Genomic DNA, 21,373 nt, shown 5'->3' with positions numbered 1-21,373 from the left:
CTATGTGGCGGCCGCGCTGCTGGTTCTGCTCGGCCTGATGCCCGGCCTGCCGCTGTTCCCGTTCTTCGCGCTGGCCGCCGGCATGGCCGGCCTCGGCTATGTCATTCCGATGCGCCACAACCGGGCGGTCGCCGAGGCCGAGGCGCTGAAGAGCCAGGAGAAGGCGACAAAGGCCGAGGAAGAAAAGAACTCGGTCAAGGCCTCTCTCGCCACCGCCGAGATCGAACTCCTGATCGGCAAGCAGCTTTCGACCCGGCTCCTGGTCTCGCATCAGGAACTGGTCTTCCGCATGTCCAAGATGCGCAAGAAATTCGCGCAGCAATACGGCTTCGTCGTTCCGGAAGTCCGCGTCGCCGACGACTTCGCCATCCCGCCGAAAAGCTATCAGATCAAGGTGCATGGCACCGTGGTCGCCGAATATTCCATGCGCGTCGGCGAGATCATGGTGCTGCTCGGTAACCGCGACATACCCGAAATCCCCGGCGAGGAGATTCGCGAGCCCGCCTTCGGCATGCGCGCCTATTCCGTCATGGAAACCTTCGCCGAGGATCTGAAGCGCGAGAACTTCACCTTCGCCGACAATATGTCGGTGCTGCTCACCCATCTCTCGGAAGTCATCCGCAACAACCTGCCGCAGCTGCTCTCCTACAAGGACATGAAGGCGTTGCTCGAACGCCAGGACCAGGAATACCGCAAGCTCGCCGACGAGATCTGCACCACCCACATCTCCTATCCCGGCCTTCAGGCGGTGCTGAAGCTTTTGCTGGCCGAACGCGTCTCGATCCGCAATCTGCATCTGATCATCGAGGCCATCGCCGAGATCGCGCCGCATGTGCGCCGCACCGAGCAGATCGTCGAACATGTGCGCATCCGAATGGCCCAGCAGATCTGCGGCGACCTCTCGGAAGGCGGCGTGCTCAAGGTGCTGCGCCTCGGCAACCGCTGGGATCTTGCCTTCCACCAGAGCCTCAAGCGCGACGCCAAGGGCGAGGTGCGCGAGTTCGACATCGATCCGCGCCAGTTGGAGGAGTTCGGGCAGGACGCCACCAAGGCGATCAAGAAACATCTGGAAGCCGGCGAGCGCTTCGTGCTGGTCACCGCGCCCGACGCTCGCCCCTATGTACGCATGATCATCGAACGCCTGTTCACCACGCTGCCGGTGCTCTCCCACGTCGAAATCGCCAAGGGCGTCGAGATCAGGGTGCTCGGGACCATATCGTGAGCGTTCTCTCGCAGGCCGTCGTCATCGCGGCGTTCCTCGCCTTCTGCCGCATCGGCGCCTGCTTCATGCTGATGCCGGGCCTGTCCAGCGCCCGCGTGCCCGTTCAGGTCAGGCTGTTCGTGGCGGTCGCCGCCACCGGCGGTCTGCTTGCCTTCCTGTGGGACAAGATCTTTCCCTTCGTCGATCCGCGTCCGCAGATCCTGGTGCCGATGATCATTTCGGAACTGCTGGTCGGCGGGCTGATCGGCGCCATGACCAGGCTCTACATGGAAGCGCTTCGCTTCATGGGCTCGGCCATCGCCATGCTGATCGGCTATGGCGGCTCCGGCGGGCCGGCGATCGAGGAGCCGGAGCCGCAGGCGGCGCTCGCCGCCATCATTTCGTTCTCGGCGCTGCTGATGCTGTTTGTCTTCGACTTCGACCACGAGATCGTCCGCGCCCTGGTGGCGTCCTACACGGTCGCACCGGTCAACGTCTTCTTCAACCCGCAGGCAGCGCTGGTCGACATCACCGACACCGTGTCGGACACGTTCTTCCTGGTCATCCGCCTCGGCAGCCCGTTCGTCGCCTACGCCATTCTCGTCAACCTGACCATCGGCTTCGTCAACAAGCTGACCCCGCAGATCCCTATCTATTTCATCTCCCAGCCCTTCGTCATCGCCGGCGGCATGCTGATCTTCTATTTCGCCGTCGGCACCATGCTGTCGCTGTTCGTCGACGGCTTCGTCGACCTCACACTGGCGAGGTGAAATGAGCACGCGCAAGGATCGTCTGAGGAAACTCGTCAAGGTGCAGGAACAGCTGAAAGCCCTGCACGAGACCCGCCACGCCACCTTCGTGGCCGCGGCAAACGCCGCCGAGACCGAGGCCCGAGAATTGATCGGCCATTTCGACCAGGACAATTCCCTGTCCGGCCTGTTTCCCGATCTCTATCATCGCCGCATCGCCCAGGCCGTCGTGCGTCAGGAAGAGAGCCTGGAAAGCGCCAGGCAGGAAGCCGGCCTCATCGCCGCGGCAAGCGCCCGCACCAACATGGTGGAGCGCGCCTACAAGGACGTGCGCAACCGCGACGAGCGCGAGAGATCAGACCGCGAGCGGCTGGACCTAATCGCGCAGAAGCGTGGCGAGGAGTAGCGTCGAACATCATGCTGGCCTACTCCAAGTTGACTGATTGATGGCACGACGTGAATGACCGTTTGCGCCGATGTCAGTAGCAGAGGGCGACTCCGCGATCGACCATAAACAGACCTACGGCGTCCGGACGCATAAGTTGCACAGAAATGGCTGCTGGGAACCCTAATGCTACCGGAACCAGGAGGGAACTGGCTGGTAGCCAAAAGACTCTCAATTTGCAGCTGCTTTACTTCCCGAGGCCACCCCTTTGAACACGGACAACGAATCTACTTGATCAAGCATTGAGCACATCTTGTTAGGAGAATCGAAATCAAAGCCCATACACTTCACATCAGCAGCACATGCCAATACGCAGTCAGCATATGTGCTGGTGATGTTCGAGTATGAATTGCCTACTACGACAGTGTTTTTGTAGAAAACGAGACTAGAGTATTGAACTTTGTTCGCCACGGCCTGCTTGACGGCCACAGCAGCATCGGGAGCTCTCACTAAGACCGATGCGTCTCCTTTCATGAAACATGCGGAGTGTTTCTTGTCATAGGTGATTGCCTGACACCGGTTGTCGCCCTCGCATTGGATTTGGCATTGCTCGAATGAGACATTCCAAACAGGCATGCTCGGGAGGTCGAAGCCCATTGCATCCCAGCCATCCTGAACAACGAGCTTCTGGGCTTCCTCGGCACGGCCAGGGGGCATATTATAGTCATTGCCGCTGAACGTCCTGTTGTCGAGCCACGCACATTTCGATGCGAGTTCCAGAGCCGATGCATCATTCAGGCCGATGGATGCAAGTGTAGCCAAGGGCGCCGCGGGCGCTTGGGGGCGATCAGTAGGGGAGGGTCGGTTTGCTAAGTCTACGTTTACATCGACGCCATTTACTATGCGACGTGTGTAGCACCATGCACGATCCCATGTCGGGTCGTTCTCGTCGCTAAAATGGTGGCCAGAAACCAATGACCAGTGCGAACCTCCCCAGTCTATTTCCCGCGTGAGGAACTTGTTGAAGTCTTCAGTCACGATGTCAGGTTTAGGAGCCGGCGGGGGCGAGGCAACCTCCGACCTAGGGGCTGGTTCAGGGATGGGAATCGTTGTCCGTTCCGTCTTGCCCTCCGAGACTGTCTCTTTGGGCGCAATGTTATCGGTTCCCTTATGATTCCGAATGGTATCTACGGTTGGTGAAAGTCTGAACTCACGCCCGAAAAATAACGCCGCTCCATAGCCGATGCCGACGGCGGCGACCGCTACTGCAGCCCCCGTCATCATCCTGCGGAAGGCATTTGCCCGTGCTATCTTGTCATAGGCAGCTGCCTCAGCCTGCAGAGTCGGGATAGCCGCCTGCTTCACGACTAAGTCAACGGCTCGCTCGAGAAGCTCCGTATTATGCCTGACCAGCACTGTTGCGACCACCTTTAGCGGCCACTTTGACGAGATCGACGACCTCTGGTGGCAAATCCTCGTTTAGCGCCTTTCGCAGGGCATCCGGATCGTCGGTGAGGATGGGTACATAGAGAATTTCCTTCACCACCTTTTCAACAGGAACCTCAACGCGTTTCTCGACCTCCCTGTCGACGGAAACTTCAAAGGGCACTTTGATCGTACGAACCCGGCGCCATCGCCACCGTAAGAGCAATCGTCGAACCAGACGCGACAGCGGGCTCTCAGTACGACTTTCGGCTTGTGCAGCGATACGCTGCAAACCAAGAGCCACCATGGCAGTGATTGGGCCGGCCAATCCTGCAATCACGGCGAGGGAGCCGAACCAGATTGCAGAGACTCTCCCCGCTTGAGGCTCACTCACTTCTTCCGGCTTTTCGCCGTACCAGCGGGCTGCGATTCGTCGAATCTGGTCTGTCCTGGCGAGCGGGATGCGCTTCTTCTCAAGTTCGCTCAACTGCTTTGCTATCTCGTCTCGCCGCGCTTGATTGGCAGCTAGGGTACTAGCTTTCGAAGCTTCCGCCGTCTGTGCTGCTGACAGTGTCTCCCTCGCCTGATCGAGCCGGCGCTCCCAATCTGCAGTTATTGCATCAAGCGTCTTCTCAAGGTCGCTTCGTCGGCTCTGGAGCACCTGTCTCTGGTCTGCCGTCATCTTTGGGCTTTCAAGCCTCAAACGGTCGAAATCGCTTCGAGTACCCGCGATCTCTTGATCGACAGCCGCGATTTGCGATTCATACTTTGCCTCGATCTTAGCGCGAGGATTGGCAAGTTTCCCAATCTCGTCCTCCCAGCGCTTTGCCGAAGCTGTGTCGCCAGTTTCTCGGGCGTCTCTAATCCGCTCCACGTAACTGTCTCGTTGCCTTTCAAACTCCTCTACTGCTTGCTGAACTCGACCATCTCGCTCGGCAACTAGGTCCACTCGTCTTTGCTCTTTCTCCCGGACCTGTTCTCGTGCTCTGGACGCTTCTGGCGTTAGAGCAGTCGTCGCTAGAAGTTCGGTGTCGACGTCTGCGATACGGCTTTGAATTTCCTTCCGAGCCTTATCGGCAAGCGCGCTGATCTCTTCCAGATCCGCTCTGGCTTTGGCGGCCTGATCTGCTTGCTTTGCGAACTCGTCTGCAGCGTCAAGCTTCGCATTCTCTCTGGTGAGCGAATCGATGCCGTCGGCGAGTTCTTCATATTGCAATTCGCGGAGCGTGCCAGCGCGCTCCAGCCCCAACAAAACTGTCTCAAAAGTGATGCCTGCTAGAAGTAGGAGAAACACCAAGATCACAGGCTTCCCCAGCCAGGACACGCTATATAAAAGTGTGGCGATTGGAATCTTCGTTAGCTCAGCGATGGAAACGATAAAAAACGGGGCACTGGCGAGAATAAGGTCCATCGCCGTGGCAGATTGACTTGCTTCGAAAGCTTGAAAGCCCAAAACAAGGCCTGTGGCTAATCCAATAATCGACGCTATGATCTCTAATGCCCATGCGCCACGATATGTCCACTGGCCATAGCTGGCCAGCTTTTGGCTCATACTTGCGTGCATCAGGCGCCCCGTCTCCCCAATATCCCCAAGCCATATTGTCATCTTGAATGAGCAATTGCATCAAAAAACACCGTCGACGCGGCTAATATCCGTGAAATCGAGAAACACCGTTACTTTCCGAGATAGCTATCGGATGTGCAACCCGACAGCCGCAGGTGCAAGTACATGCCACGGGATCTGCCAAAGACAATCGAGTATACCCGTCCCGTGAAAATTCGGTTTGACATGCAATCGTTTAGCAAAGCGTTTCGCTTGCAACTCGGCCGCCATCCTGATCCAACCTGCCGTTTCATCAGCAGTCGCCGAGACCATTGGGCCTCGTCGCAGGAGCATTTGCGCCGAGGCTCACAGAATAGCCTTGTGACTGAACTTGATGGCCAATGATGCCGATGGCCTGGTTGGTGGTAGGCTGAGTACCCTCCGCGTGCTCGGCGTGCTAAACTGATGCGCGAAAGATGGCCATAAACAAAGCGCACTTCTGGCGGCCAAGCTTACCGATGTTCCGAACGCGGCCTAGCGGACACCGCAATGGCACCTTCTGGACAGATCGTTCTAGAAACTGGACCGCGTGCTTTCAGCCTAAAGGCGACACCAGAACGTCTGCTCGGGAAGCGCCACTCGTAGCGCGAAGCAAACAACCGAACCACACTCCAGCATCTCCTCACCCTCCGCAAGCCTGCCACAAGCTTGTTGAGGCATGGTCCTGGCTAAGGAAACCCGGCAAAAGGCGGACTTTCTTGGCGATTTCTCCACCCAGCGACATCGTGATGGATGTCGCCCGAGCTGCCGATCCGATGGATATCGAGGCTGCCCGCGCCGCGCTGACCAAGCGCGCCGGCGGCGTCGCCGGCACGTTTTCGGTCGACACCGCGGCTTCTGTCGATGCCGGCTCGATCCTGTCACGCGCGACGGCCGACAAGGCCGCCGCCACGGCCGATCCTGCCAAGAAGTTCAAGAAGTTCGAGGCGATGGTCTTGCAGACCTTCATCCAGAACATGCTGCCCAAGGACACCGAGGGCGTCTACGGCACGGGTCTCGCCGGCGACATGTGGAAATCGCAGCTCGCCGAGCGCGTCGCCGACGTCATGGCCGATCGCGGCGGCATCGGCATCGCCAAGTCGCTGCTCGCCGACCACTACATGGACGGCAAGCGCAAGGTGCCGATCGGCCCGGTCTCGAATGGACCGGAAAAGACCGAAATCGACACGCAAACCCGTCTGTCCACCTCGCTCGTCCAGGAATTGCAGCGCAAGGCCGCCAGGTCGATGACCGGCGACGAGACAACCATAAAAACAGACATCAAGATCTAGACTGGGAAACACCATGGCCGACTCTTCCGAATTCACCGCCAACCTGCCAGCACGAGCGACCGCGCCGGACACACCGGCCCCGTTCGCTCGGCCTGGAAACCTTGCCGCCATCATCGGCCGCATCGAGGAGGTGGTCGAGGAAGAGACCGCCGGCATCCGCAGCGATACAAGCTATGACCTCAAGGCGTCGAACGCCCGCAAGAGCCGTTATCTCTACGAGCTCACCCGCGCCATGAAGGGCGGTAGCGAGGCCGAATTCCTCGAGCAGCATCGCGAGGGCCTGACCCGGCTGCGCCAGAAGCTGGCGAAGAACGAGGCCGCCATCCTGGCCCATCTGAGCGCCGTCAACGAGGTCGCCGGCCTGCTGCGCAGCGCCATCCAGCGCGCCGAGACCGACGGCACCTACTCCGCCGGCGAATTCGGCAGGCCGAAAGGGTAGAGCGCGGCGATGCCGGGCCCGGGTTCAAAATGATCAAGGTCATCGCCATAGCGGTCTGGATCTGCGCCGCCACGCTCGGCGCGGTGTTCTATTCGTTCCAGGCCGCCGGCGAACGCGGCGTCGGCGAGAAACCCAAGCCGATGCTGGGTGGGCTGGACTACGTCAAGACCGACGTCATTTCGGTGCCGCTGATCCACAATTCAAAGATCGACGGCTACTTCCTGGCCAAGCTCGTCTATACCGTCGAGCCGGAGCAGATAAAGAAGCTGTCGATCCCGGCCGAGGCGCTGATTACAGACGAGGTCTACAGCTATCTCTACGCCCATCCCCAGATCGACTTCACCAAGAAGGCGACGGTCGACCTCGATGCCTTTCGCGCCGCCATCCGCGACACGATCAACACACGTGTCGGCGCAACCCTGGTGCATGAGGTCCTGATCGATCAGGTCAATTTCCTGAGCAAGGATGAGATCCGCGACAACTGGCTGCGCCGGCGGCAGGATGCCAGCACCCCCGCGACCGAGACGCCTAAGCCGGTCAGCGCGCATTGAGCCATCGGCCGTCGGGCCGGCGCCAGCGGTCCCGATAGCAGTCGGCGCCGGGGCCGATGCCCGCAATTTGCGTTGACGTAAACGTCAATCCAAAGCTATATGCGGCAGCGATTGTAATCGCCTCAGAGGCATGGGCTTCGGCCGGACCGAAATGCCCTGCGCGACAGAATGCAACCAGACAGGAGAACAGCGTGAGCGTTCAGGAGATTGCCGAGAAGATCAAGTCGCGCGTGGCCAGCAGCGGGTTCGATCGTTCCGTGAAATTCGACACCGGCAGCGACGGCGTCATCGTCATCGACGGCGCAACCGTCTCGACCACGGACGCCCCTGCCGACTGCACCATCAAGCTCTCGCTCGACGATCTGGATTCGCTGATCGCGGGAGACCTGAATCCGACCATGGCCTTCATGACCGGCAAGATAAAGGTCGAAGGCGACATGACCGTCGCCATGGCGCTGAGCCAGTTGATCGGCTGAACGGACGTAGCCGCCAGAGGCGGCTTTGAGATGACAAAACGCCGCCTTTTCAGGCGGCGTTTTGTTTTGAAGGGCAGTCGCGCTTAAGCCTCGCGCGCCAGGATCGGCGCCTGTGCCTTAAGCTTGCGGCCGGACGCCTTCAGCGTGCCCTCGGCGCCATCAAGCCCGCCCTCCACCAGTTCCAGCGCCAGCAGGCGGTGCCGCTCGTAAGGTCCCGGCATGGCGAGCGCGCCCGTCCTGGCGGCCGAAAAGCCGAAGCGGCCATAGTAGGGCTCGTCGCCGACCAGCAGGATCGCCGCATGGCCGAGGCGCGCGGCTTCCGCGATGGCATGCCGCATCAGCGCCGAACCGATGCCGGCACTCTTGAGCGAGGGGTCGACGGCGAGCGGGCCAAGCAGCAGCGCCGACGAACCGCCCTCGCCCAAGGTGACATCCCATAGCCGCACCGTGCCGGCCACGCCGCCCGAGGCATCGCGCGCGACGAAGGCAAGACCCTCCGAGGGCCGACGGCCACGCCGCAGCTTTTCCGACGATTTGGTCTTGCGCTTCGGCCCCATGGCGCGATCGAGCAAGGCTTCGCGCGCCGCCACGTCGGCAACGGTTTCGGCGACCACGGCGAAGGCCGGCGCATGAGCTACGATTTCAACTGACATTTCCATTTCCGCGATCCCTTCACGAGCGGAGATCTGTTCCACAGGCGAGCCCAAGCGGGCGACGGGCGCCCACCTGGGATGATCTGATCGGTTCTTTCGAACCGTCAGATCACGTAGGATCGGAGAGGCTCGAAGCCGTTGAAGGCGACCGCCGAATAGGTGGTCGTGTAGGCGCCGGTGCCTTCGATCAGCACCTCGTCGCCGATGGTCAGCGACAAAGGCAGCGGATACGGCGTCTTCTCGTACATCACGTCGGCCGAATCGCAGGTCGGGCCGGCGAGCACGCAAGGCGCGGTCTCGGTGCCGTCATGCGCGGTGACGATCGGGTAGCGGATCGCCTCGTCCATCGTCTCGGCTAGGCCGCCGAACTTGCCAATGTCGAGGAACACCCAGCGTACATTGTCGTTGTCGGCCTTCTTCGAGATCAGCACGACTTCCGACTTGATGACGCCGGCATTGCCGACCATGCCGCGGCCCGGCTCGATGATCGTCTCGGGAATGGCGTTGCCGAAATGCTTGCGCAGCGCCGAGAAGATCGCCTGGCCATAGGCCTGCGCCGCCGGCACGTCACGCAAATAGCGGGTCGGGAAGCCGCCGCCCATATTGACCATCTTGAGCACGATGCCTTCCTCGGCGAGCGTCGCGAACACCTTCTTGGCGTCGGCCAGCGCACGGTCCCATGCGGTCAGGTCGGTCTGCTGCGAGCCGACATGGAACGACACGCCATAGGCGTCGAGGCCGAGGCCCTTGGCATGGCGCAGCACATCGACGGCCATGGCCGGCACGCAGCCGAACTTGCGCGACAGCGGCCATTCGGCGCCTTCGCCATCGGTCAAAACGCGGCAGAAGACGCGTGCGCCGGGAGCGACGCGGGCGATCTTCTCGACCTCCTCGACGCAATCGACCGCGAACAGCTTGATGCCGAGCTGGTAGGCGCGTGCGATGTCACGCTCCTTCTTGATGGTGTTGCCGAAGGAGATGCGGTCCGCCGGCGCACCGGCGTCCATCGCCATCTCGACTTCGGCAACGGAAGCGGTGTCGAAGGACGAGCCCATCGCAGCAAGCAGGCGCAGGATTTCCGGCGCCGGGTTTGCTTTCACCGCATAGTAGATCTTGGAATCGGGCAGCGCCTTCTCGAAGGCGCGGAAATTGTCGCGCACGACATCGAGGTCGACGACGAGGCAGGGGCCGGACGGACGTCGGGTGGCGAGGAAGTCGAGAATGCGCTGGGTGGCCATCGGGTTTCTCCATCGCGCCTTTCGGCGCGCACAAGGGTGCGGGCGCGGGCTGTCGGCCTCGCGAACACGCGGTCAAACAAAGGCGGGACGGAAAATCCATGGAACCAGCCGGTGGAGACCCCGGAACCATGAAACGCCGTCTCGCGGCGATGAACCTTGGCCTTGCCCGGCTTCGGTTCGCTTTGTCTGCCTTGGCTTGGATTGGGAGAACCCCGTTCCGCACTGCCGGCAATGAAGGTGTGCCTCTTCAGTAACCCCGGTCTTTGGACAACCGGCAGAGAACCAGAAAGGCCCGCACCGTCGTTGCTTCAAGGTGTCCTCGGTCTGGCGGTTGGCCGCTAAACCGACTGGAGGGGTTGGCTCCAGTTACCTTACCGATTTCCCTCACCATTCGAGGATCGGCGGACACCCACAGGCACGTGCGACTTTGGGCAAGCGCGATATAAGAGCGAAGTATTTCACAATCAATAAAAATCGTATCCCAGGTTGTAAAATTTCTGGCATCGAACAATGTTGGCGCAACCGTATCCGGATATCGAACGATGACAGGCACACACGGCCCCTTCAACGCCTTTCTCGATCTCCGCCAGATGCCGGTGGCGCATGCCGAGCTTGGGCCGCTGGCCGGGCTGCGGCTGGCGGTCAAGGACATTTACGACGTCGCCGGCTACCGCACCGGTTGCGGCAATTTGCAGAAATTCGCCGGAGGCCACGCCGCTTCGCGCACGGCAGGCGCCGTGCAGATGATTCTCGACGCGGGCGCGCGTTTCGTCGGCAAGACCCAGACCGACGAACTCGCCTTCGCTCTGTTCGGCCAGAACGCGCATTTTCCGTTTCCGGTGAACCCGGCGGCTCTCGACCGCGTCACCGGCGGTTCGTCTTCGGGGTCGGCCGCGGCGGTGGCGGGCAGGCTGGCCGACATCGCAACGGGGTCCGACACAGGTGGTTCGATCCGCGCGCCGGCGAGTTTCTGCGGGCTGATTGGCCTCCGCACCACGCATGGCCGCATTTCCCTCGACGGCACCATGCAGTTGGCGCCGAGTTTCGACACGTTCGGCTGGTTCGCCGACGACATCGAAACCTACGAGACCGTCGGCAAGCTGCTGCTTGGCCGCGATCCGCATCAACATTCCCTGGATCGGCCGCTGACGCTCGGCTGGCTGGACGAAATGATCGCCCGGCCGGCGCTCGCCGAATTTGCAGGAATGAAGGCGCTGGCGAGCGCGGTGTTCGGTACGCCGGCGACGCCGATGTCGCGCTTCAGCTCTTCTCCGGATGAACTCTACTGGTGCTTTCGCCGGCTGCAGGCCAGGGAGGCCTGGACGGTGCATGGCGAATGGATCACCAGCGGCGAGCGCGACCTTGGGCCTGGGGTCGAGGAGCGGTTCGGCTTCGGCCGTGCCGTGGACGACCGGACGGCACAGGCCGAAAAAGTGCGCCGGCTGACCTTTCGCGGTGAATTGAGCGCCCTGCTCGGCAAGGACGGTTTTCTTATTCTGCCGACGGTGCCGGGTCCGGCGCCTTATGTCGACAGCACACCCGAGCAGTTCCAGGCCTATCGCGAGCGCGCCTTGCACCTTCTGTGCCTGGCCGGGCTCTCCGGCTTTCCCCAAATCACCTTGCCGATCGGCTCGGTTGCCGGCGCACCGTTTGGACTTTCGCTGCTTGGCCCTTCCGGCAGCGACATTGCCCTGATACGGCTCGGCCGAAAACTTCTAATGCATGTCGCGCAAAAGTGACCTCGGTTTTGCGACGACGACATGCATCAAACAACACTCAAAGCGCGTCGCGTGAATTCGTTTCGACGCGACGCGCTTTGGACGCAGCACAAAGGGCCTGAATAATGGACACACTGACCCGCATGCGCGCCTTCATCGACGTCGTCGAGGCCGAGGGCTTTTCGGCGGCGGCGCGCAAGATCGGCCGCTCCAAGGCGCTGCTGTCGAAATATGTGCGCGAGCTGGAGGACGAACTCGGCGCGCTGCTCTTGAACCGCACGACGCGCCAGTTCTCGATGACGGAGGCCGGCCACACCTACTACCGTCGCGCCTCCGAGATCGTGCGCGAAGTCGACAGCCTGGCCGACGCCGTGCGCGAGTCCTCCGGCGATGTGCGCGGCCGCATCAAGCTGTCGGCGCCACGCACCTTCGCCGACGCGCCGATCGGCCAGTCGCTGATCGACTTTGCCAAGCAGTATCCCGACATCGTGCTCGACATCCAGCTCGACGACCGCTTCGTCGATCTCGTCGAGGAAGGCTTCGACCTCGCGGTGCGCATCTCGCGGCTGGAGAATTCGTCGCTGATCGCAAGGCGCCTGGCGCCGTTCTCGATCAAGCTCTGCGGTTCTCCCGAACTGATCGCCAAGCATGGCATGCCGACACGGCCGCAGGATCTCAGCCACATGCCCTGCATCGTCGACACCAATGGCCGCGGACTGAACAACTGGCCGTTCAAGGGCGACAATGGCGACCCGGTGAGCATTGCCGTGTCGGGCCCGATCGAGGTCAACAGCCCGATGGCGGCGCGCGCCGCGGCCCTGTCGGGTCTTGGATTTTGCATCCTGCCGGATTTCATCGCCGCGCCTGACCTCAAGAGCGGCCAATTGGTGGCGGTGCTCGACGACCGCATCCTATCGGGCGGCGGCATCTTCGCCGTCTACCCGCATCGCCGCTATCTGCCGGCGAAGGTGCGCGTTTTCGTCGACTTCCTGGTGCAGTGGTTCAGGACGCGTGAGAGCGCCTGACCTGCCTCAGGCCTCGAGGCGCGTCGCGCCGCGAAGCGCTTTGAGTTCTCGTTGCGTGCGTGCCGTTGTCCCTGAACCGCCGCGCACTTTTGGGTGACATGCGCCGACAGTCCCAATTTCGCCCCCTTTCTGGTAACCTTCGGCAACTCTTTCCGAAAGCCAAGGGAATCGCGACCGCGAATGTATTTGAAACGGCACGCAATCACGCTGGCTTCGGCCTTGGCGGCGACTTTCGCCGCGACGGGACCGGCCGAGGTGCATCCGCACGTCTTCGCCGAGGCACGCCTCGACGTGATCCTGGCCCCGGATCACCAAAGTGTGAAAGCGCTGCGCCATCTCTGGCGCTTCGACGATCTGTTTTCGAGTACGGTGATGATGGAGTTCGACAAGAACTCCGACCTGAAGCTTGACGACAAGGAGCTGAAGGAGGTCGCCGACACGGTCCACGCCTCGCTGGCCGAGTTCAATTACTTCCAGCTCGTCACGCAGGACGGCAAGGACGTGGCGATGACGCCGCCGCCCCACCTGATGGCCAATTTCGACAACGACCAGTTGATCATCCTGTTCGAGTCCGAGCCGAAGGCGCCGATCAAGCTGACCGGCAAGATCGACATCGGCGTCTATGATCCGACGTTCTACACCGCGATCGACTTCACCGAGGATTCCAACATCACGGTCGAGGGCCTGCCCTCGAACTGTGCCAGCAAGGTGGTCCGTCCTGATCCGGACGAAGCGATCAAGGAAAACCAGAAGACCCTGACGGATGCCTTCTTCAACGATCCGACAGGCACCGACATGAGCAAGATCTTCGCCACCAAGCTCGAACTGACCTGTCAGCCAGAAGGATGAACCCGGTGACGAAACCGTCCCTGCGTTTGGCATTCGGCCTGTTGGCCATCGCTTTTGCCACGATGCATTTCGCCAATGCCGCGCACGCCCAGAGTTCGCTCGGCATCGGCGTCAATGATGGCATGGCGCCCAGCACCGGTCCGTTCGCCCACATCCTGATGTGGATCAACCTCAGGCAGCAGGAATTCTATCGCGCGCTGGCGACGGCCATGAAGGCGATGCGCCAGGACAATAGCAAGCTCTGGGTGCTCATCGGCCTGTCCTTCGCCTATGGCATTTTCCACGCCGCCGGCCCCGGTCACGGCAAGGCGGTGATCTCCTCCTACATGGTGGCCAACGAAGTGGCGCTGAAGCGCGGCATCCTGTTGTCCTTCGTCTCGGCGCTGCTGCAGGGCCTGACGGCGATCCTGGTGATGCTGCTTGCCTATTTCGTCCTGCGCGGCACCACGATCTCGATGACCGATGCGGCCTGGTTCATGGAGATCATGAGCTTTGCCCTAGTCACCCTCTTCGGCGCCTGGCTTCTGTGGCGCAAGCTCGGCCCCGCCGTCCTGCACCTGTTTGGCAAGGGGCCGGCCTACAGCCTGTCGGCGGCCCATGCCGGCCATTCGCATGGGGCTCATTCCCATGGCCACTCGCATGCAGGCCATTCGCATGCCGCTCATTCGCACGCGCTGCGCGCGTATGACGATCACGACCATGTGCATGACCATTCACACGATCATCACGACCATGGCGCGCATGACCATCATCACGACCATGGCGCGCACGATCACGCGCATCATGACCATGCGATCGGCGAGGTCTGCGAAACTTGCGGCCATTCGCACGCGCCCGATCCGGCAATGCTGTCCGGTGACCGCTTCGACTGGCGCACCGCCTGGTCGGCGGTAGCGGCGGTCGGCATCCGCCCCTGCTCCGGCGCGCTGATCGTGCTGAGTTTCGCGCTGCTGAACGGGCTCTGGCTCGGCGGCTTGCTGTCGGTGCTGGCGATGTCGATCGGCACCGCCATCACCGTCTCGGCGCTGGCGACGATGGCCGTGACCGCTAAGAACTGGGCGGTCTATTTCGCCGGCGACGGCCGCATGGGCAACCGTATCCACTCGATCGTCGAGATCGGCGGCGCGGCCTTCGTGTTCCTGTTTGGACTGCTGCTGCTGTCGGCGAGCCTGACAGGCGGCGTCTAGGCCTCCACCACGATCGAACGGGTGGCTGCGGACCTCTAATTGGGTATCTTGCCGCCCAGCTCATCCTCGATATGGGCGCGGATGATCTCGTCGAAACTCTTCTCGGCGCTGAAGCCAAGCTCGCGTGACCGCCGCGCCTCGAACCGGGTCGGCCAGCCCTTGACGATCGTCCAGATCGTCTCGTCGGGCACCTCGCGGATCAGCTTTGCCGTCTTCGATCCGGCGATGCGTTCCAGCGCCTCGATTTGCTCGCCAACGCTGACGGCGACGCCCGGCATCGTCAGGTTGCGGCGCGGCCCGACGGCGGCACCGTCGATGCCAGCCGCATGGATCAGGAAATTCACCGCCGAGCGCGGGCTGGCATGGGTGTGCACGACCGAGCGCGGCACCGGCAGGATCGCCTCCTGCCCGCTCAGCGGCTCGCGGATGATACCGGAGAAGAAGCCGGAGGCCGCCTTGTTCGGCTTGCCCGGCCGCACGCAGATCGTCGGCAGCCTTATGCCGATCCCGTCGAAGAAACCGCGCCTGGAATAGTCGGCGAGCAGCGCTTCGCTCATCTGCTTCTGAGTGCCGTAGGAGGTCAGCGGCGTTGGATGGAAGTCGTCCGGTATGACATCCGGGAACGGCGCGCCGAACACCGCGATCGACGAGGTGAAGACGACGCGCGGCGCGAATCCGCCCAGGCGGATGGCGTCGAACAGCGCGCGCGTGCCGTCGAGGTTGACGCGGTAGCCGAGGTCGAAATTCGCTTCCGCCTCACCCGACACGACGCCGGCGAGATGGAAGACGACATCGGGACGTGATGCGACCAGGCTCTCCGCGGCGCCTGCTTCGGCAAGGTCACCCGTGTGCAGTGCGACGCTGACGCCGTCCATGGCCGGCGCCTGCGGTGGCACGATGTCGTGCAGATCGAGCGCGGTGATCTTCTTGCCCCGCAGCGTGCCGTCCTTGGCCAGCCGGGCGATGAGCTTGCGGCCGACCATGCCTGCGGCGCCAGTGATCAGAATGCGCATGTCCGATATCCCTCACTTGTCCCGATTTTTGCGCTGGGTGCGCGCGCGCAGCCAGAACACCAAGAAAAACGCCAGCACGAAGACGGTGCCGAAGATACCCGCCAGCACGGTCGAAAAACTGCCGAGTGCCAACATCATGGTCGGCAGGTAGAAGGCGGCAATGCCGAACACAAGCATGATCCAGACCGCCGCGATGGCCGCATTGCGCGTGTCACGGTCCATCATGCCGCACCGGAGCGGGGGGCGTTGATCGGGCTGAGTTTCAAAGCTGGAGAACTCCTGAGGGCAGGTCCGATCGAAGGTCATCGATCGGACCTAGTGATAGTGACCGTGATGCGCAGCCGCATCGTGCCCATGCTGATGCTCATGATCGTGGTCGTCACCATCGTCGGCGCACTGGCCGAATTCCGGTTCCACGGTGGCATGGCTGATGCCGTGTTCGCTGGCAAGCCGCTTCTTGATGGCGCTGACGGCCTGATGCGCATCGACGCCCTCGTTGAGGCACGCATGCAGCGTCGCCATGCTGCTTGTCCCGTCGATCGACCAGATATGCATATGGTGCACTTCGCGCACACCCTGGACCGTTGCCTGGATGTCCCCGGCGATCAGGTCGCGGTCGAGGCGCGGCGGTACGCCTTCGAGCAGGACGTGGGCGGCGGCACGCATCAGCGACCAGGCGGTGGACAGGATCAGCAACGAGACCAGCACGGACAGGATCGGGTCGATCGGCGTCCAGCCGGTCGCCAGGATGACCAGTGCCGCCACGATCGCGGCTGCCGAGCCGAGCAGATCGCCAAGCACATGCAGGATGGCGCCGCGCATGTTGAGGTTGTCTCGATCGCCGCCATGCAGCACCAGGAAGGAGCCTATGTTGACCAACAGGCCAAGGATCGCCACCACCAGCATCGGTCCACCCAGCACCGGCGCCGGTGTCTGCAGGCGATCCCAAGCCTCGTAGACGATCCACAGCGCGATGACGAAGATGGCGATGCCGTTGGTGTAGGCCACCAGCGTCTTGACCCGGCCGAAACCGTAGGTGAGCTGGCCGGTCGCCGGGCGGCTTGCCAGATGAAAGGCATACCAGGCCAGGCCGAGCGCGATGGCGTCGGCGAGCATGTGGCCGGCATCGGCCAGCAGCGCCAGTGACCCCGTAAACAGACCGCCGAGCGCCTCGGCGACCATGAAGCCGGCGGTAAGGCAGGCCGCGATCAGGACGCGCTTCTTGTCGGTCGAGCCATGCACATGGCCGGCGCCATGGTCATGCCCGCCGTGATCCTGCCCGCCGTGATCGTGGGTATGCGACAAATGGCAAACTCCCGTTAGGCGCCGAATTCCGCGCGAAAATCCTCGAGCCGCCTCTTCTGCTGGCCGTCGCCATCGAAATTGGCCGGATCGAGCCAAGCTTCATAAGCCTTGCGCAGAGCCGGCCATTCCTTGTCGATGACCGAATACCACGCGGTGTCGCGGTTTTCACCCTTGACGATGAGATGCTGGCGGAAAATGCCCTCGAACTTGAAGCCGAACCGTTCCGCCGCGCGCTTCGACGGCTCGTTGCGGTTGTTGCACTTCCATTCGTAACGGCGATAGCCGAGTTCGTCGAAGATGTATTTCATGAACAGGAACTGGGCTTCCGTCGCCGCCGGCTTGCGCGAGATGAGCGGTCCCCAATAGATATTGCCGATCTCGATGACGCCATAGGTCGGATCGATGCGCATCAGCGTCTGGCGTCCCGCGATCTTGCCGCTGGCCTTGTCGATGACGGCGAAGAACAGCGGATCCTCGCTCGCCTCCACCTTATCCAGCCATGGCTGGAAGGCAGCGCGGGTTTCCGGCGGATAGTCGGGCAACCAGGCAAAGCGGCCACCGACGTCGGATACGGACGAGGCTTCGTAGAGACCGTCGCCGTGCTTCGCGGCGTTCAGCGGCTCGAGCCTGACGGTCCGTCCCTCCAGCACCTTGCGCTCGGGCCGAGGACGTGGCTGCCAGTTTTCAAGATTTTCCGTCACCAGAATCTCCAATCCGTTGACTTTTGCGAGCGGACGCTCACAAAAACGCTGCCGCAGTGTAAGAACCACAGGGACGGGAAAAATGCTCCACACGATTTCGGCCTTCGACCGTCTCGGCGAGGAAAATGCATTCGCGGTGCTGGCGCGAGCAACGGCACTTGCCCAACAGGGCCGCGACATCGTCAACCTCGGCATCGGCCAGCCAGATTTCAAGACGCCGCAGCACATCGTCGAGGCGGCGATCAAGGCACTGCGTGACGGTCACCATGGCTACACGCCGGCCAACGGCCTCTTGGCAACGCGCGAGGCGGTGGTGCGCCGCACGCTGACCACCACCGGCGTCGAGGTCTCGCCCGAGGCGGTGATGATCATGCCCGGCGGCAAGCCGACCATGTTCGCCGCCATCCTGATGTTTGGCGAACCGGGCGCCGAGATCCTCTATCCCGACCCCGGCTTTCCCATCTACCGCTCGATGATCGAATTCACCGGTGCGACCCCCATTCCCGTGCCGATGCGCGAGGAGAACGGCTTCGCCTTCTCGGCGCAAGAGACGCTGGCGCTGATCACCTCGAAGACCAGGCTGTTGATCCTCAACTCGCCGGCCAATCCGACCGGTGGCGTCACGCCCCGGGCCGAGATCGAAAAACTGGTAAAGGGGCTGGAGAAGCACCCCGGTGTCGCGATCCTCTCCGACGAGATCTACGACGTCATGACCTATGACGGCGAGACGCATTGTTCGTTGCTCGGCTTTCCCGAGATCCGCGACAGGCTGATCGTGCTCAACGGCTGGTCGAAGACCTGGGCGATGACCGGCTGGCGCATGGGCTGGTCGATCTGGCCGAACGGCGACAAGGGCGCCCATCTCTACGACAAGGTGCGCAAGCTGGCGGTCAACTGCTGGTCCTGCGTCAACGCGCCGAGCCAGTTCGCCGGCATCGCGGCCATTGACGGTCCGCAGGACGATGTCGACAAGATGATGCGCGCCTTCGACAACCGCCGGAAGATCGTGGTCGAAGGCCTGAATGCCTTGCCAAACATCTCCTGCATCACGCCCAAGGGCGCCTTCTATGCCTTCCCCAACGTCTCGAAGACCGGCTGGAAGGCCAAGAAGCTCGCCTCGGCCCTGCTCGACGAGGCCGGTGTGGCGCTGATCGGCGGCCCCGATTTCGGCATTCTGGGCGAAGGCTATATCAGGCTGTCCTACGCCAACTCCGAGGAGAACATCCTGCGCGCGCTGGAGCGGATCGGGGCGTTCCTCGCCAAGTGAGCTTCAAAGCGGCCCGCTGCCCTTCCGGATTATTTGCGGCTGGCCGCCATGGCGGTGTCATGAGCCGTCGGGAGACGCGCGGTCAAGGCTGGGCGCAAATGCCGAGAACAGCTACGGTTTTGGCATCAAGATCCAACCGAGGTGCCCCTCAATGTTCTATGCAATCCTTGCCTATCACGTGGAAGAAGCGATCAAGGCGCTGACGCCGCAAGAGGATGCGGCACTGATGGCTGAGTTGCTGAAGATCAACACCCGGCTTCGTGACGAGGGCATCCTTGGACCGTCCGCGCGTTTGGGGGCGACACGGGATGCCTGCACCTTACGCGGCCCGGGCGACGGCGTGATCATCGACGGCCCTTTCGCCGAGACCAAGGAACAGTTGCTCGGCCTCTATGTCGTCGACTGCGCCACGAGGGACGCGGCCATCGCGATCGCCCGTGACCTTCGCAGTGTCAATCCCACCGCCGTCTACGAGATCAGGCCGATTCTACTCTTCAAGCCCGGCGTGCCGTTGGCGGGCAAATGAGCCGGCGGCGAAAGCCATGCCGGTGCCCGTCGTTCACCCACGCCCAACGAATGGCATCTTGGTCGCCATCACAGTCATGAACAGCACGTTGGCGTCGAGCGGCAGGCTGGCCATGTGCACCACCGCATCGGCGACGCGCTGGACATCCATCACCGCTTCGGCTGATATCGAGCCATTGGCCTGCGGCACGCCGACGGTCATCGGCTGTGCCATGTCGGTCAGCGCATTGCCGATGTCGATCTGGCCGCAGGCGATGTCATAGGGGCGGCCATCCAACGCCAGCGTCTTGGTCAACCCCGTAATCGCATGCTTGGTCGCCGTATAGGGCACGGAGCCCGGACGGGGCGCATAGGCCGATACCGAGCCGTTGTTGATGATGCGGCCGCCCATCGGCTTCTGCTTGCGCATGGCGCCGAAGGCGGCGCGCGCGCACAGGAACGAACCGGTGAGATTGACGCCGACAATATCGTTCCACACCTCGACCGGGATCTCGTCGATCGGTGTCGACTTGTATCCCATGCCGGCATTGTTGAAGAGCAGGTCGACACGGCCGAAAGCCTCCACCACCGTCTCGAACAGATCGTCGACTTCACCGGCCTTGCTGATGTCGCAGGCAACCGCCAATGCCTTGGCCTCGGTCGGGCCGATCTCGGCGATCGCGGCATCCAGCACCGGCTTGCGGCGCCCGCAGAACACCGTGTTCCAGCCAGCCTTGAGCAATGCCGTGGCGACGCTCTTGCCGATCCCGGTGCCAGCGCCGGTGACGATGGCGGTTTTTTGCTCGGTCATGGCAGATGTCCTCCGGCAGCGCCGCGCGTGCCTGTCTGATTGTCAGTGTTTTGGCTCAAGACAGGAAGGCATCGCAAATGACGGCGGCGATGGCAAGCGCGGCCACCGGGCGACGCGCTCGAAAGGTACGACCTGTTTTTCGGAGAAATCCCGGCAAGGGCCGACAAAAAGGGCGGTCATTGGCGACCGCCCTGATCTGAACCGGGCTTGGGAGGAGGAAAGCCGATCCGACTGTGTAAAATCATGCGCTTCCTGAGTTAACGAAAAGTTAACGTCGGAAAGGCCCCGCCTGTCCGTTTTGGCCTACCAGCGCGGGTTGGGCGAGGTCCCAGCCTTTGCCGCCGGCACCTTGGCCGCCGAAACCGTCGCCTCGACATGGTCGACCAGCGCGTCCGGCAGGCCAAGCCGGCCGGCGAGCAGGTCGAGATAACCGCGCTCGGCGCGCGTGTCGGGATCGATGGTGAGGCGCGACGCGGTATAGAGCTCGAGCTTCTGCGCGTCGGTGTGGGCGCCCGCCACCAGCGCGTCGAGGTCGAGCGGGCGCTCCAGCTCCGCCATCAGGAATTTTTCCGCATCGGTGCCGATGCCGGCGAGGCTGAGCTTGCCGGCGATCTTCTGGCGCTCCTCGTCGTCGACATGGCCGTCGGCCTTGGCCGCCGAGATCATCGCCCGCACCAGGGTCAGTGTGAACTCATCCTCGCCTTGCGGCGCCTGCGACGGGTGGAAGGCGGTGTCCTTGGGGGGCGGCAGCAATTCCGGCTCGCTGGCGGCGGGCGCCTGCTCCGGTGCGTTGCCGGCCTTGTAGTTCTGATAGGCCTTGTAGGCGAGGCCACCGATGGCGGCCAGGCCACCGAGCTTCACTGCGGCACCCGTCACCTGCCGGCCGGCACCCGTTCCAAGCAGCACGGCGGCCAGCGCACCGGCGGCCAGCGGATTGTCCTTGGCCATCTGCACGGCTTGCCCGGCCTTGTCGCGGACGGTGCCGCTGGTGCCGGGAACCTG

23 protein-coding genes are annotated in these 21,373 nt (G+C 62.5%); 13 read left to right on the top strand and 10 right to left on the bottom strand.

Going from position 1 to position 21,373, the window contains the following annotated elements; genetic code table 11:
• From EOA36_RS05100 to EOA36_RS05090, 3 genes are all read left to right on the top strand, one after another.
• On the top strand, positions 1 to 1,222 hold a 1,222-nt coding region (locus EOA36_RS05100), incomplete at its 5' end, for an FHIPEP family type III secretion protein (protein ID WP_189553123.1).
• The gene (gene fliR / locus EOA36_RS05095; RefSeq protein ID WP_127275865.1) at positions 1,219 to 1,971 is read left to right on the top strand and encodes a flagellar biosynthetic protein FliR; all 753 of its coding nucleotides are present in this window, start codon (positions 1,219 to 1,221) and stop codon (positions 1,969 to 1,971) included. The genes EOA36_RS05100 and fliR, both read left to right, overlap by 4 nt.
• 1 nt (position 1,972) lies before the next feature.
• Positions 1,973 to 2,356: a hypothetical protein gene (locus tag EOA36_RS05090; RefSeq protein ID WP_127275864.1), complete on the top strand. Its 384-nt coding sequence runs from the start codon at positions 1,973 to 1,975 to the stop codon at positions 2,354 to 2,356.
• A gap of 210 nt (positions 2,357 to 2,566) precedes the next feature.
• Here the strand turns inward: EOA36_RS05090 and EOA36_RS05085 are convergent, their stop codons facing one another.
• Both EOA36_RS05085 and EOA36_RS05080 read right to left on the bottom strand, forming a co-directional pair.
• Positions 2,567 to 3,751 carry a PAN domain-containing protein gene (locus EOA36_RS05085; protein WP_127275863.1) on the bottom strand — a complete coding sequence of 395 codons (1,185 nt, stop codon included), beginning with the start codon at positions 3,749 to 3,751 and terminating at the stop codon, positions 2,567 to 2,569.
• The gene (locus tag EOA36_RS05080) at positions 3,735 to 5,312 is read right to left on the bottom strand and encodes a hypothetical protein (RefSeq protein ID WP_127275862.1); all 1,578 of its coding nucleotides are present in this window, start codon (positions 5,310 to 5,312) and stop codon (positions 3,735 to 3,737) included. The genes EOA36_RS05085 and EOA36_RS05080 overlap by 17 nt, the downstream gene beginning before the upstream one ends.
• A gap of 749 nt (positions 5,313 to 6,061) precedes the next feature.
• Between EOA36_RS05080 and EOA36_RS05075 the strand changes: the two genes are divergently transcribed.
• From EOA36_RS05075 to EOA36_RS05060, 4 genes are all read left to right on the top strand, one after another.
• Positions 6,062 to 6,634, top strand: a complete 573-nt coding sequence (locus EOA36_RS05075; RefSeq protein WP_189343702.1) for a rod-binding protein — start codon at positions 6,062 to 6,064, stop codon at positions 6,632 to 6,634.
• Positions 6,635 to 6,647: 13 nt separating this feature from the next.
• Positions 6,648 to 7,073 carry a hypothetical protein gene (locus EOA36_RS05070; RefSeq protein ID WP_127275861.1) on the top strand — a complete coding sequence of 142 codons (426 nt, stop codon included), beginning with the start codon at positions 6,648 to 6,650 and terminating at the stop codon, positions 7,071 to 7,073.
• 29 nt (positions 7,074 to 7,102) lie between these two features.
• Positions 7,103 to 7,624 carry a hypothetical protein gene (locus tag EOA36_RS05065; RefSeq protein ID WP_127275860.1) on the top strand — a complete coding sequence of 174 codons (522 nt, stop codon included), beginning with the start codon at positions 7,103 to 7,105 and terminating at the stop codon, positions 7,622 to 7,624.
• Positions 7,625 to 7,815: 191 nt separating this feature from the next.
• Positions 7,816 to 8,100: an SCP2 sterol-binding domain-containing protein gene (locus tag EOA36_RS05060; protein ID WP_027144782.1), complete on the top strand. Its 285-nt coding sequence runs from the start codon at positions 7,816 to 7,818 to the stop codon at positions 8,098 to 8,100.
• Between the two features lie 83 nt (positions 8,101 to 8,183).
• On the opposite strand, the gene EOA36_RS05055 is transcribed toward EOA36_RS05060, so the two are convergent.
• A complete protein-coding gene (locus tag EOA36_RS05055) occupies positions 8,184 to 8,759 on the bottom strand; it encodes an N-acetyltransferase (protein ID WP_127275859.1) in 576 nt (191 codons plus the stop codon).
• Positions 8,760 to 8,857: 98 nt separating this feature from the next.
• Positions 8,858 to 9,991, bottom strand: coding sequence for an ornithine/lysine decarboxylase (gene odc2, locus EOA36_RS05050; RefSeq protein WP_127275858.1), 1,134 nt, complete (start codon positions 9,989 to 9,991; stop codon positions 8,858 to 8,860).
• Between the two features lie 542 nt (positions 9,992 to 10,533).
• Between odc2 and EOA36_RS05045 the strand changes: the two genes are divergently transcribed.
• The 4 genes from EOA36_RS05045 to EOA36_RS05030 all read left to right on the top strand — a co-directional run bounded on the left by EOA36_RS05045 (position 10,534) and on the right by EOA36_RS05030 (position 14,770).
• Positions 10,534 to 11,730, top strand: coding sequence for an amidase (locus tag EOA36_RS05045; RefSeq protein WP_127275857.1), 1,197 nt, complete (start codon positions 10,534 to 10,536; stop codon positions 11,728 to 11,730).
• Positions 11,731 to 11,834: 104 nt separating this feature from the next.
• A complete protein-coding gene (locus EOA36_RS05040; RefSeq protein ID WP_127275856.1) occupies positions 11,835 to 12,734 on the top strand; it encodes a LysR family transcriptional regulator in 900 nt (299 codons plus the stop codon).
• A gap of 180 nt (positions 12,735 to 12,914) precedes the next feature.
• Positions 12,915 to 13,583 (top strand): DUF1007 family protein, encoded by a 669-nt coding sequence (locus EOA36_RS05035; protein WP_127275855.1) that lies wholly within the window; start codon positions 12,915 to 12,917, stop codon positions 13,581 to 13,583.
• Positions 13,580 to 14,770 carry a nickel/cobalt transporter gene (locus EOA36_RS05030; RefSeq protein WP_127275854.1) on the top strand — a complete coding sequence of 397 codons (1,191 nt, stop codon included), beginning with the start codon at positions 13,580 to 13,582 and terminating at the stop codon, positions 14,768 to 14,770. The genes EOA36_RS05035 and EOA36_RS05030 overlap by 4 nt, the downstream gene beginning before the upstream one ends.
• A 35-nt stretch (positions 14,771 to 14,805) precedes the next feature.
• Here the strand turns inward: EOA36_RS05030 and denD are convergent, their stop codons facing one another.
• The 4 genes from denD to EOA36_RS05010 form a co-directional block, all read right to left on the bottom strand.
• Positions 14,806 to 15,783 carry a D-erythronate dehydrogenase gene (gene denD / locus EOA36_RS05025; protein ID WP_127275853.1) on the bottom strand — a complete coding sequence of 326 codons (978 nt, stop codon included), beginning with the start codon at positions 15,781 to 15,783 and terminating at the stop codon, positions 14,806 to 14,808.
• Positions 15,784 to 15,795: 12 nt separating this feature from the next.
• Positions 15,796 to 16,008, bottom strand: coding sequence for a hypothetical protein (locus tag EOA36_RS05020; RefSeq protein WP_127275866.1), 213 nt, complete (start codon positions 16,006 to 16,008; stop codon positions 15,796 to 15,798).
• Positions 16,009 to 16,098: 90 nt separating this feature from the next.
• Positions 16,099 to 17,088, bottom strand: coding sequence for a cation diffusion facilitator family transporter (locus tag EOA36_RS05015; RefSeq protein ID WP_127275852.1), 990 nt, complete (start codon positions 17,086 to 17,088; stop codon positions 16,099 to 16,101).
• A gap of 14 nt (positions 17,089 to 17,102) precedes the next feature.
• Positions 17,103 to 17,789 carry a GNAT family protein gene (locus EOA36_RS05010; RefSeq protein ID WP_127275851.1) on the bottom strand — a complete coding sequence of 229 codons (687 nt, stop codon included), beginning with the start codon at positions 17,787 to 17,789 and terminating at the stop codon, positions 17,103 to 17,105.
• 82 nt (positions 17,790 to 17,871) lie between these two features.
• On the opposite strand from EOA36_RS05010, the gene EOA36_RS05005 reads away from it, so the two are divergent.
• Both EOA36_RS05005 and EOA36_RS05000 read left to right on the top strand, forming a co-directional pair.
• A complete protein-coding gene (locus EOA36_RS05005; RefSeq protein ID WP_127275850.1) occupies positions 17,872 to 19,056 on the top strand; it encodes a pyridoxal phosphate-dependent aminotransferase in 1,185 nt (394 codons plus the stop codon).
• A gap of 151 nt (positions 19,057 to 19,207) precedes the next feature.
• Positions 19,208 to 19,582, top strand: a complete 375-nt coding sequence (locus EOA36_RS05000; protein ID WP_127275849.1) for a YciI family protein — start codon at positions 19,208 to 19,210, stop codon at positions 19,580 to 19,582.
• A 33-nt stretch (positions 19,583 to 19,615) separates the two neighbouring features.
• Here the strand turns inward: EOA36_RS05000 and EOA36_RS04995 are convergent, their stop codons facing one another.
• Both EOA36_RS04995 and EOA36_RS04990 read right to left on the bottom strand, forming a co-directional pair.
• On the bottom strand, positions 19,616 to 20,371 hold the full coding sequence (locus EOA36_RS04995) for an SDR family oxidoreductase (RefSeq protein WP_127275848.1): 756 nt from the start codon (positions 20,369 to 20,371) through the stop codon (positions 19,616 to 19,618).
• A 303-nt stretch (positions 20,372 to 20,674) separates the two neighbouring features.
• Positions 20,675 to 21,373, bottom strand: a 699-nt coding sequence (locus EOA36_RS04990; protein ID WP_145969112.1) for a tellurite resistance TerB family protein, incomplete at its 5' end; no start/stop codon positions are given.

Origin of the sequence: Mesorhizobium sp. M8A.F.Ca.ET.021.01.1.1, from assembly GCF_003998025.1 — a bacterium.
In the GTDB taxonomy this organism is placed as follows: domain Bacteria; phylum Pseudomonadota; class Alphaproteobacteria; order Rhizobiales; family Rhizobiaceae; genus Mesorhizobium.
The sequence above is the reverse complement of the archived record's forward strand: the minus strand, read 5'-3'. Positions and strand labels throughout refer to the sequence as shown.